Consider the following 11,517-nt stretch of genomic DNA (forward strand, 5'->3'; position numbering starts at 1 on the left):
CGGCGGAAGAACGACCATCCCCTTCACCCGGCCATTGTCCCCTCCCACCGCGACCCACCCGCCCGCCCACAATATGCCGGATGTTGTCGTGGAGCTTGATCGATTGAGCGCAGGATCCCGGATAATGCACCGGTTTTCGCTCGCACAGCGACAATATCCCGGATGTTGCGGTGCAAGCGCACACTCAGCCGTGCAATATCCCGGATAAAGCGCCCCGCACAGGCCTCTAGCTTGTCTCCCGCCAAAGCTCCGGAAACACCCTGGCCACCTTTGCCGTCAGGTAGTCACCGTAAGTCCCCGGACGCGGCGGCACATGGGCGTCAAACGACGGGTCGAAGAAGAAGGGGTACGAGTAGCGGTCCCGGCCGCTGGTGTTGCGCACGCGGTGTGGGGTCGAGTGATAGCGCCCGCCGGACAGCTGCGCCAGCATGTCGCCGATGTTGCACACGAACGTGCCCTCGATGGGCGGCGCGTCGATCCACCCGTCGGCCGTGCGCACCTGCAGACCCCCACTCGAATCCTGCAGCAGCAACGTGAGCAGCCCGTAATCGGTATGCTCGCCCACGCCCCACCCGTCGTACGAAGGCGGCTGCGGCGGATAGTGGAAGATGCGAAACAGGATGGTCGGATCGGCCGTCCACCCCGTGGCGAAGTATTCCGCGTCCCGGCCCAACCCGACCGCCACCCCGCGCATCACCCGCTGTGCCACCGCTGCCACAGCATCCATATAGGACAGCACAGCGGATCTCATCTCGGGCACCGCCTCGTCCGGGAACAGGTTGCGCCCGTGCAGCGGCCGGTCGATGTCGCTCTCCGCGCCGAAGTAGAGCCCCTCCTTCAAGTCGGGCTTGCCGGAGGTGAGCTCCGCCCCGACCGGAAAATATCCGCGCCATGCCTTCCCCGCGTGCCGCATGGCAATCCCCAGCTTGACGTCCTCGGGAAAGGCGAAGAAGTCCCGCGCCGCGTCTTCCAAGGCCTTTATCAATGATGTGGGTACGCCGTGGGCGCGCACGTAAAAGAATCCGCTCGATGTGCACGCCGCGTCGATTTCGGCCGCGATCATGTGCATCGGCCGCGACAAGTCGATCACTGGCAGCGTACTCATCCAAAAATCCTACGGCGGTGAGCGGCCCAACCGGGACCGCCTCACCGTTTCGAACCGCTAATGCGCTAATCCGCCGCGGGTGTGGTCTCATCGCGGGCGGCACTCGCGGCCGCCCGCTCCGCCTGCCGCCCAAGCTCGACGAGGTGCATCATCCGCTCCCACCACTTCACGAGCACAAGGCAGAGCACGACGAAGGTCACAATGAGCGTCAAGGTGACCCACGCCTCAGGGTAGTCCACGGGGAACCCCCCGATCCGCAGGCCGATCAGAAACAGCACACCCGAGGGAACCAGCATCACGATCGCGCGCCGTCGCACCGGCCCGTCGAGCCGCCACCACAGCACGGCCATGCCCGCGACCATCATCAGCGCCAGAAAAGCTTGGCGCACATCGGTTCCGAAGGGTAGGGCCGTCACATACAACCACTTGTCAACGCGATTCACGCGGGTGAGCATCGCTTCTACCGCCATCGAGCTGCTCACCGCCAGCGCGATCGCGACGAGCGCGATCACCCCCCGTCCGCCGAGCAACCGCAGGCCAGCCCGCGCGGGCTGCCGTAGCGACAATGCCACGGCCGTGGTCAACATGAGCAGAAGCGGTGCCCAGACGCCCACAACCACACTGTCACCCAGGTTGAAGCGCGGCGACATATAGGCGGCGTAGCCCTCGGCGAGCACCGCGCCCCACGCCGCCGGGATGACCAGCCCACGCGGTCCAAACAGGACGGCGAGCGTCAGCAGCCCGGCGACGGCACCGGCCAGCACCGACCCGTCCGGCGAATGCCAGGCCGGAATGCTGTGGTGGATCTGCCACGCCTGCTCCCCCGCCACCAGGCGCAGGTGCATCGCGAACAGCGACAGCGACCCGACCACGCCGACCACCGACGCGGCCAGCGACCAGTGCCCGTGCGCGCGCGGCCGCACGGCCCGGCCGATCCGGCGCCACAGCGCGTGCCACATGAGGTCGACGCTCTCCCCGAACCGTGGCCTCCGCTGCCGGTCACCCGCGTTGCTCATGAGCACACCGAGCATCTCGTCGCCGAACTGGTGCCGATGATCGGCCGGGTAGAGCGCGAGCAGCCGCCGATAGCGGCTCTCCAAACTGGACATGCCTACGCCGCCCCCAATCCCAGTCGTGCCTCGGCGACGCTCACGTGCCGCTTCATCCTCGCCATCTCCTCGCCAAGCGCCGCCACGCCGGCTCCGGTGAGCCGGTAGTACCGCCGGAGTCGGGATTGGACGACCTCCTCCCGCTCCACCTCGATAAGCCCCTCCTTGGCCAGCCGCTCCAGCACCGCGTAGAGCGAGCCGACGTGCAGCTTCACCTTGCCCTCGGAGATGCGCTTGACGTCCTCGAGCACCGCGTAACCGTGCTGCGGCTGCTCGGCCAGGGCCGTCAAGACAAGAAACGTTGCCTCCGTCATGCGACGAGAATATTCGCTTTACACGAATATTCGCAAGGGACGGCGGTGTGGCCGTGCTCGACTGGCACTACGACGCGACCGAGCCCAGCTCCTCCCCCCGAACGTCTCGCCAAGACGTTCACGATCGGCCGCCACACTTACCAACGCTGGACGGCCATGCAGCCCGCCGGCCCCGAGGCGAGCCGTGTCACGCAAACCTATCGCGTGTTCGAGGGTGACATCCTGGTGCGCGAGGCAGCCAACGAATCCGTCACCCCGCTCATCCGGGGCGACGAACTCCTGGCCGACATCGCTGCGAGCGGCCTGACCGCGACCCGCCACGGCGAAAACCTTCTCGTGCTCGGCTTCGGAAACGGGCAGGAACGGACGAGGTGATGGAGCAAAGCTGGGAACTCAAGCAGGGCGACCGCGTGATCGGAGTATTGACCTTCGAGAGTCAAGACATGTTCTGGTCTGATTGCCGGTTCCAGGCCGGCCCCGGTTGGCCGCACGTGCGACCGCTCGTCGACAGATCACGCGACGCGTGGCTCGGCGGCGACATCCATGCCGCGAGGGCAGCCGACGAAGCCCTCTGCACGGCGGGTCTCGTGCTGCAGCCCAGCGACGGAAGCGCTGCCATCACCAACTTCCTCTTGCGGGTCGACGGCGACAAGGCCCGATTCCGCCAGGGTCGTTAAACGGTCAGTCCTTTTCGGACGCGAGACGCTCATAGAGCGGGCGCAGTTTGGCGATGAGCGAGGCGCCGCCCAGGGCCGCGCCGGGTGTGGGGAGCTGGCGCAGCAGGAGGTCGGGGGCTGCTTCGAGCACGGGCGGGCGTTCCGGCAGGGGCACCGGCGCGACCCAGAAGCGGTCGAGCATCTCCTCGACCGGCGCGAGCACGACGTCGGCGAAAGGCGACGCGGGCATCGGCTCGTCTTCCGCCAAAGGTGCCGAGCCGAGGTGGGCCAGCAGAGCATCGCGGGAGCGCCCGCGCCACAACAATATCTGGAACGGATCGTCGTCGAAGGCCTCGGCGAGAAGGTAGAACGTGGCCGCGATGTGCTTGCACGGCACGGCGAAGTCGGGGCACGAGCACGACATCGCGAGCTGGTCGAGCTTGGTGGGGAACAGTGGGGCACCCACCGACGCGAACACCTCCTCCAGCGCGGGCGGCATCTCGCCGGCGAGGAGTCGTGCACTGTGGACGGCCTGCGACGCGATGGCCGCCTCGACCGCCGCCCACGCGTCGCCCGCCAGCACCGGCAACCCGATGCGCACGCTGTATGGGGTCGCGCGCGACCCCTGCACCGTGGACTCGACGACACCGGGCGAGACCGACAGCGCCAGCACCTGTCCCTTGCGCGCATAGTTGCGCCCGCGCGTGAGCCTCGTCCCGAGCGAGAACGACTCCAGCACCGCGATGAACCGTTGGGACCACCAGGTTTCGCCGATCGCCCCGCGCGTGCTGCGCGCCTTGAGCCCGCCCTCGACCGCGACTGTCTTGCCATAGGGGAAAGGCTGGCTACTAATATGGCCTCCCTTCGCTGCTCTACGCGGCGCTTGCCTGTTGATTCGCTCGGGCAGGCTCTCGCTCATTGTGACACCGCCCCGTGCTCCAGCGCGAACAGGTCGCGCAGGTCCGCATTGGACATTTCCGCGATCCACTGCTCGCCCGTGCCGACGATCCGGCCCGCCAGCCCTCGCTTGTCGCGGATCATCCCGGCGATCTTCTCCTCGACCGTGCCCGCGCAGACGAACTTGCGCACCTGCACGTTGCGCTTCTGTCCAATTCGGAACGCGCGATCGGTCGCCTGGTCCTCCACGGCCGGGTTCCACCAGCGATCGACGTGAATCACATGATTGGCGGCGGTGAGCGTGAGGCCCGTGCCGCCCGCCTTGAGCGACAGCACGAACATCGAGATCGGGTCGTTCGCCGACTGGAACCGGCGCACCATCGCGCTGCGCTCCTCGGCCTTTACCGTCCCGTGCAGGAACATGACCTCGCGTCCAAAGTGTGCGGACAGGTGCGAGCGCAGCATCGCGCCGAAGGAGGCGTATTGCGTGAACAGCAACGCCTTTTCGCCCGCGGCGAGGATCTCCTCCATGATCTCTTCAAGCCGGGCGAGCTTGCCGGACCGTCCGCTGAGGCGAGACCCGTCGTGCAGCAACTGCGCCGGATGGTTGCACACCTGCTTGAGTTTGGTCATCGTGGCCAGGACCAGACCGCGGCGCTCTATCCCGGTACTCGATGAGATTTTATCCATCATGTCGTCAACCACCGCTTGATACAACGATGCCTGCTCCGCGGTCAGGTTGCAAAGCACTTCCATCTCAAGCTTTTCGGGCAGGTCGGTGATGATGGTCTTGTCGGTCTTCAAGCGGCGCAGGACGAACGGGCCGGTGATCCGCTTGAGGCGCTCGGCGGCGGCATCGTCGGCGTGCCGCTCGATCGGCACCGCGTAGGTGCGTTTGAAGGTCGCGGCCGGGCCCAGGAGACCGGGATTGGCAAACTCCATAATGGACCAGAGATCTGCCAACCGATTTTCCACGGGGGTACCGGTCACCGCCACGCGATTGGCCGCCTTCAGCGAGCGGATCGCCGTGGCCTGACGCGTGGCCGCGTTCTTGATGGCCTGGGCCTCGTCAACAACCACCCTGTGCCAAGGGATTTCGCTCAGCAGCGCGGCGTCGCGCGATGCCACCGAATACGTCGTAATCACCAGGTCGGCGTCGCCCATTTGCGTGATGTCACGGGCCGCGCCGTGGTGCACATGCACCTGAAGCTTCGGCGTGAACCGGGCCGCCTCGCGCTCCCAGTTGCCCACCAGCGACATCGGGCACACCAGCAGCGTCCGCCCCGGGTTGGCGGCCATGAGCGCGAGCAGCTGCACCGTCTTGCCAAGGCCCATGTCGTCGGCGAGAACCCCGCCGAGCCCAAGCGTCTCAAGGAATCCGAGCCACGAAAGCCCGCGCAGCTGATAGGGCCGCAGCTCCCCCACGAACGTCTCCGGCGGCTCGATGAGCCGCAGGGGCGCTCCCGAAAGCAGATCGCCGAGCTCGCCGTCGGCCGTGACCGAGGTGACGGGCAGGCCCAACCGGTCTTCGTCGTCCGTGCCGAGCGCGTGGTGGAACAGGTCGGCCACGGTCATCTGGCCGCCGCTGCGCAACAGCTTCAACCCCTGCGCCAGGCGCTTGGCGTCCAGCTCCATCCACTGGCCGCGCACCTTCACCAACGGGGTCTTGAGCTTGGCCAGCTCGCGAAGCTCCTTTTCGGACAGTGGTTCGTCGCCGAGGGCCAACTGCCACTCGAAGTCGACCAGCGAGCCGAGACCGCTTTGCGTGGCGACGGTTCCGGGTGCCGTCCGCTGCTTGGCCTTTATCCGCACGCCGAGCTGGGAGCCGGGCTTGCCCCACCAGCCGGGCAGCAGCACACCGAACCCGGCCGTGTGCAGCAGGGGCGCGGCCTCACGCAGGAACGAGTGCGCACGCCCCGCGTCAAGCTCCATCTCGGACGGTTGCGCGGTGTGCAGGGCATCCTCAAGCTGCGGCCAGAGGCGATTGGCCCGGCCGAGCTCGGCCAGCAGGGTCTCGCGCGGTTTGGCCAGCCGCTTGGGCAGGGACCGCCCCTTCCACACCCGCCTGGCCGGAACCACGAGGCTCGGCTCGTCGGTGGGCTGCAGCGCGAACTCGATGCGCCAGTCGGTGCCGTCCTCCTCCGACGGCTCGATGAGCCGGAAGCAGGCGCGCACGGCGCTGCCGTGGGCGTCTCGCTGCCACGCCCGCAACGCCGCCTGAAGCTCGGCCGTATCGGCGGGCAGCGCGCGCAGCCACGCCTGGTCGTCACCGAGCACGGCCTTGGCCGCGGCGTCCACGAGATCGTTGAGCGTGTCCTCAACCGGGGTAAAAGCGCGCGCCACGGGCGGCTGGGCCATCGCCAGCGAGCGGGCCCAGTCGGCGTCGGCCCCGGTCAGCACGGGCCGCCACACGCAGCGACGGTGCCCCACGGCCGCCTGGCCGTCGTCGTCCACCCACGGCAGCACGCGCCCGCGCCGGACCAGGTCGCGGGCAAACTCCGACACCCGGCACAGATGGCGCACCGACGCGCCCGCCACCACGGTCTCCGGCGGCACCTCGCACAGCATGACCAGCGCCTCGTCCGCCTCGAACTCGACGGTCGGCACGGTCCACGCGGCCAGCGTCACCGGCCCGCCCACCGGTTCCTCGTCGCGCACCAGCTCAGGCGAATCGGCGGGCCGGCCCGCGACCGTCGGCAGCATCAGCTCCGCGGAACCGGGCTCGCCGTCCAGCTCGGGCCGCACCGCGAACGGATGCTCCTGCGAAACCGGAGACGTCGGCAGCGTCGAGTCCTCGGCCCAGAGCGCCAGGCGTCCCGATCTCCACAGACCATGCACGACCAGCACGAGCACCAGGATATAGGTCGCGCGTCCCGGAGCCGGTGACGCGGTGGCCGCTGCGACCAAGTACAGGTGTAGGGCGCGTCGAACTGCATGAGGTGATCGGGTGACGAGCAAACCGACCGGCGGCCGGATGGCGCGGATCGGGCACGACCCGATCGCGTTCGAAGGCTTCTACCGCGAGCATGTTCACCTGGTACAGCGGTTCATCGCGCGCCGGGTCGACGATGCGCATCTGGCGGCGGACCTGACGGCCGACGTCTTCCTCGCGGTGATCGACTCCGCGCACACCTACCGCGCCGGCCGGGGCGATCCCGTGCAGTGGCTGTACGGCGTCGCCCGCAACGTTGTCAACTCTGAGCTGCGCCGGCAGGCACGCGGCCTGCGGGCCACGAGCCGGATCGCGGGCCGGGCGCTGACCGGTTCGGCGGACATCGCCGATATCGAGGCCCGCATCGACGCCGAGGCGCAGGCGCGCCGGCTGCATCGCGCGATGAACGAGCTTTCGGACGGCGATCGGGCCGTCCTCGAACTGGTCGCACTCGATCATCTGAGCATCCAGGACGTGGCCACGGTGCTGGGCATCCGGCTGGGCACGGCGAGGATGCGCCTGCACCGTGCGCGCCGCCGCATGCAGCGGCACCTGAGCCCAACCGAAACGCCAACGGAGGTCATGCCATGAACACGTTCGAGGAGCGCCTGCTCACCGAGCTCAAAAAGGTTGTCGCGGAACGCGAACCGGCCCCGGCGCGCACACGGTTCGCGTGGCGGCTCGCGCTCGTGCCCGCGGCTGTGGTGGCGGTGACCGCGATGGTGCTTGTGCCCCATGACGCGCCGGCCTACGCCGTGCAACGACAGCCCGACGACACGATCCGGGTGGAGATCACGCGGCTGGACGACGCCTCCGGGCTCAAGCGCAGCCTTGAGCGGGCGGGGATTCCGGCCGTTGTCGACTATCTGCCACCGGGCAAGACGTGCAAAAAGCCCCGATTCCGCGAGGCGACCGGCGGTTATCCGTCCACAATGGAGTTGCGCAGCGGGCCTGTGGCCATCTTCACCTTCCACCCCAACGAATTCGCGGGCGGGAAGGCGTTGGTGCTCCAGACTTCGGGTGGGGAGGGTGTCGCCAGCCTTGAGGCGAGCATCGCCGACGGCCCGGTCGCACCCTGCGAGCCGGTTGACGCGGGAGCGGGCCGATGAACCGCCACGCGCTCGCCATCGTGCTCACCATCGCGCTCGTGGCCGGCACAGGGTTCGCCGCCGAACCACGCGAACACCAGCTGACGATTGTCGTGCTCGGCCGGGACGGCAAACCGGCCGGCGACCACCGACTGTTCCTTGCCGGCTACGACACCGGCGCGGAGCAGACGCCGAGCGATCCGAGCGGACGGGTACGCATCACGACTCCCCGCGGCCGCTATTACCTGCACGCAACGATCGAGTCCGGCGAGCGCACCGACCGGGTGACCGCGCCATGGCTCGCGGTCCACCGCGACACCACCATCACCCTCGACGCCCGCACCACAGGGCCCATCGACGTCACCGTGCCACACCGCGGGGCCAAGCTGTTCAACGGCGTCATCGGCGGCGACATGATCACACGCACCGGAGTCCCTCGCGTCATCATCCCCGGCCTGCCGCTACAGGACTTCGCGCGCGTGGGCACGGCTCAGGTTGGGCCGGACGCTCCGGCGGGCAGGTTCGTCGGCTCGATGCAGGTCACGCTGGCCAAACCGGACCCGGACGGCGGTTTCCTCGACTCGCCCTACTCCTACACGCTGGCGTGGTTCACGCCGGGCCGGCCCTACACCGGCTCCCGCGCGGTCGGCCGCGAGCAGCTGGCCGAGGTCCGGACCAGCCACCGGCCGCTGGGCGGGCACACGCGGGCCGACAAGCTCGCGCTCGCTGCGCACTCCCGCCAACCGCAGGCCCGGATTCCGTTCGGCGCACCGCTGCCCGTGCGCCTGCCGGGCGTGCGCACGGAGTACTACACGACGACGGGTGTCGAGTGGATGATCGGGCTGGAGCCGGAGTTCGACCCGCAGAACCCGCCGAGCTGGGCTCAGCAGGCAGTCGCGCGCCGGTACGAGGCTGGGCAACGCTATAGCGAGACGTGGAACGGCGGGGGCGTGTTCGGGCCGTCGCTGCCGCCGGCCGACCCGCCCGGCTATGCCAAGGCGGGGCCGAATGGCTTGAGCATCAGGGTGCCGATGCACGGCACCGCGCCCGATGTCATGGGCTTCATCACGGCTGACCGGGCGCTAACGGCGGTACGCCATAACGGGTTGGAAGTTTGCATCTCAGATCGGGCGGGTTCATGCTACGCGGAGGGTGCGCCCAGGCCCGGCGTCTACCGGATGAGCACCGAGGTCGAGCAGAGTCAGACCCCGTTCTCGCCGAAAATCGTTGCCACGTGGACGTTCCGCTACGACGGCGGGGACACCACGGTGGCGCTGCCGATTCAGGTGATCCGGTTCGATCCAGCCGATCGGCTGAACATTACCGTGCAACGCAATCCGGGCGCGGCCCACGCCGCCGTCGTCGATTCGCACGTCGAGGTGTCCTATGACGACGGTGTGACCTGGCAGCACGAGCTGACGAAGCCGCACGATGGGTGGGTTTCCTTGCGCGGCAGGGTGGTCGACAGCGCGGGCAACACCGCCGAGCTGACGGTCATCCGGGCATACCGGGCCTCAAGCGTGTGATCGTAGGATCTCCATATGAAGCTGGCTCGATTCCTTCTCACGGCCGTGTGCAGTGTCGCACTGGCGGTCGTGGCCGCTCCCGCGCCGGCGTTGGCGTATCCGCCCGCCGCGTGCCCGTTCACCAACACGCTGTGCCTGTTTGACCAACCCAACTATGGCGGCAACCGGTTCACGGTGTCGTCGATCACGGGCGGCCCGGTGTGCGTCGACCTCGTCGCGCACGGCTGGGGCGGCCGCGCCCGCTCGGCGATCAACACCCACTACCAGGCCGCGGACCTGTACGGCGGCACGGACTGCACCGGCTCCTGGATGTTCATGTACGGCAGGACCGGCTACGGCTCGATCTGGGTCTATCCCAACAGCGTGCGGGTGCACTGACCGATCTCGCGTCGGTTGTCGGACCGTACAGCCGACGCAATGGCGACAATCGCCCGGCGCGGATTCCGGCACGCTGCTGGTGTGGCCGGTCCGCTCACCCCCGACGAGAGCGCCGAGCTGCTCGCGGCCGCGTACGGGCTCACCGACGCCGGCCTGGCCGACCAGGTGCACGAGGCCACCGGCGGGCACGCGGGCCTGATCCGGCGATACGGTGAAAGGCTTGCCGCGCAAGGGATCGCGCACGGACCGCTGCCCGCCCGGCTCGCCTCGGCCGTGACGGCCGAGCTGCTGTCGAGGCTGCCGGGCCGTGCGCGACGCATGCTGGCCGAGCTGTCGGGGCTCGCCCCGCTCAGCGACGAGCTGTGCACGGCACTCGGATTTGGACCGTCCCTGCACCAGATCGAGGAGCTGCTGTGCGACGGCGCGGTGATCCCGGTCGTGGCACGGTCGGTGCGCTTGGGCAAGCCGCCCGCGATCGGCACGCTGGTGCGCGCCGGGCGGTGGTATGAGGAGCAGGGCCTGATCGCCTCCGCCGTGCGCGCCTACGCGTCCGCCGGTGAGGAGGCGCAATGGCTGCGCCTGCTCGACACGCACGGCCAGGCGCTGCTGCCGACCGGCCACGCGGGCCTGATCGTGGAGCTGCTGGGCGCGCTGCCACCCGCCGCACGCTCCCGAAGCAGGCAACTCCTGCTCGGCGACGCGCTGTGCATGACCGGCGCGGTGATCAGCGCGGGCAACGCCTACAGCCTGGTCGCCGACGCCGAACGGGAGTGGGATGCGGCCCTCGCGCTGCGCATGGGCACCGTGCACAACCTGCGCGGCGACCCGTGGAACGCCATCAAGGCGTTCGACCGCGCACCTCCCACCGCAGCGTCCACATCGGGCAGAGCGAGCGCATATTTGCAGCTCGGCGACGTGGCCACGGCCACCTCGCTGGCCGAGGAGGCCGTGCGGATGGCGACGGACGACGGGGACGACTTCGCACTTGCGGGCGCCTATGTGGCCCTCGCCCTGTGCCGGACCGTGTCGGGCGGTGCGGCCGACCTGTTCGCGCGGGCACTCGAAATCACCGAGCGGTCGGGCGATGTCGTGCTGCGGGCCCGGATCCTGAGCCACCGGGCTTACCAGCTGCTGTGCGAGTCGCGGTACCGAGAGGCGCTGCAGGCTGCCCGGCGCACCTACCAATGCGCCGGGCACCCCAACCTGCGCGTCATCGCGCTGTGCCACGAGGGTGACGCGCTGACCATGCTGGGCCGGTTCGACGAGGCGATGAGGCAGTACGAGCGGGCGGCCGCGCTGTGCCGCCGGATGGGTGCACGCCGCCCGGCCGCCGCCGAGCTCGGGATGGCCGAGGTCTACCGCCGACGGGGGTGGCTCGACCACGCCCGAGGCGCATACGAGACAGCCGCGCGGCTGGCCGAGGAGGACGGCAACCTGCGGATTCGCGTCGCCGCGCTGGCCGGCCTGGCCCGCACGCTGCTCGACACCGACCCGGCGGCGGCCCGTGCGGCC

The 11,517-nt window shown here is 69.1% G+C and carries 12 protein-coding genes; 7 read left to right on the top strand and 5 right to left on the bottom strand.

Features of this window, described 5'->3' with window-relative positions:
• Positions 1-226 precede the first annotated feature (226 nt).
• From DM816_RS35350 to DM816_RS35360, 3 genes are all read right to left on the bottom strand, one after another.
• Positions 227-1,105: an isopenicillin N synthase family dioxygenase gene (locus DM816_RS35350; protein ID WP_117214811.1), complete on the bottom strand. Its 879-nt coding sequence runs from the start codon at positions 1,103-1,105 to the stop codon at positions 227-229.
• A gap of 65 nt (positions 1,106-1,170) precedes the next feature.
• Positions 1,171-2,214, bottom strand: a complete 1,044-nt coding sequence (locus DM816_RS35355; RefSeq protein ID WP_117214813.1) for a hypothetical protein — start codon at positions 2,212-2,214, stop codon at positions 1,171-1,173.
• 2 nt (positions 2,215-2,216) lie between these two features.
• A complete protein-coding gene (locus DM816_RS35360) occupies positions 2,217-2,528 on the bottom strand; it encodes a PadR family transcriptional regulator (protein ID WP_117214815.1) in 312 nt (103 codons plus the stop codon).
• A gap of 156 nt (positions 2,529-2,684) precedes the next feature.
• Between DM816_RS35360 and DM816_RS35365 the strand changes: the two genes are divergently transcribed.
• Complete coding sequence (locus DM816_RS35365; RefSeq protein WP_117214817.1) at positions 2,685-2,903, top strand: hypothetical protein; 219 nt, start codon at positions 2,685-2,687, stop codon at positions 2,901-2,903.
• Positions 2,903-3,205 carry a hypothetical protein gene (locus DM816_RS35370; protein WP_211588997.1) on the top strand — a complete coding sequence of 101 codons (303 nt, stop codon included), beginning with the start codon at positions 2,903-2,905 and terminating at the stop codon, positions 3,203-3,205. The genes DM816_RS35365 and DM816_RS35370 overlap by 1 nt, the downstream gene beginning before the upstream one ends.
• Positions 3,206-3,209: 4 nt before the next feature.
• On the opposite strand, the gene DM816_RS35375 is transcribed toward DM816_RS35370, so the two are convergent.
• Together DM816_RS35375 and DM816_RS35380 are read right to left on the bottom strand one after the other, a co-directional pair.
• Entirely contained in the window at positions 3,210-4,103 is an 894-nt protein-coding gene (locus DM816_RS35375) for an SWIM zinc finger family protein (protein ID WP_117214821.1), read from the bottom strand.
• The gene (locus tag DM816_RS35380) at positions 4,100-6,928 is read right to left on the bottom strand and encodes a DEAD/DEAH box helicase (RefSeq protein ID WP_117214829.1); all 2,829 of its coding nucleotides are present in this window, start codon (positions 6,926-6,928) and stop codon (positions 4,100-4,102) included. The genes DM816_RS35375 and DM816_RS35380 overlap by 4 nt, the downstream gene beginning before the upstream one ends.
• Before the next feature lie 100 nt (positions 6,929-7,028).
• Between DM816_RS35380 and DM816_RS35385 the strand changes: the two genes are divergently transcribed.
• The 5 genes from DM816_RS35385 to DM816_RS35405 form a co-directional block, all read left to right on the top strand.
• Complete coding sequence (locus tag DM816_RS35385; RefSeq protein WP_246002542.1) at positions 7,029-7,604, top strand: RNA polymerase sigma factor; 576 nt, start codon at positions 7,029-7,031, stop codon at positions 7,602-7,604.
• Complete coding sequence (locus DM816_RS35390) at positions 7,601-8,122, top strand: hypothetical protein (RefSeq protein WP_117214823.1); 522 nt, start codon at positions 7,601-7,603, stop codon at positions 8,120-8,122. Before DM816_RS35385 ends, DM816_RS35390 begins: the two co-directional genes overlap by 4 nt.
• Entirely contained in the window at positions 8,119-9,627 is a 1,509-nt protein-coding gene (locus DM816_RS35395) for a hypothetical protein (RefSeq protein WP_117214825.1), read from the top strand. Before DM816_RS35390 ends, DM816_RS35395 begins: the two co-directional genes overlap by 4 nt.
• A 15-nt stretch (positions 9,628-9,642) precedes the next feature.
• The gene (locus DM816_RS35400; RefSeq protein ID WP_117214827.1) at positions 9,643-10,005 is read left to right on the top strand and encodes a peptidase inhibitor family I36 protein; all 363 of its coding nucleotides are present in this window, start codon (positions 9,643-9,645) and stop codon (positions 10,003-10,005) included.
• 39 nt (positions 10,006-10,044) lie between these two features.
• Positions 10,045-11,517 (top strand): tetratricopeptide repeat protein (locus DM816_RS35405; RefSeq protein ID WP_425455311.1); only part of this gene is annotated, 1,473 nt, incomplete at its 3' end.

Origin of the sequence: Allorhizocola rhizosphaerae, from assembly GCF_003426775.1 — a bacterium.
In the GTDB taxonomy this organism is placed as follows: domain Bacteria; phylum Actinomycetota; class Actinomycetes; order Mycobacteriales; family Micromonosporaceae; genus Allorhizocola; species Allorhizocola rhizosphaerae.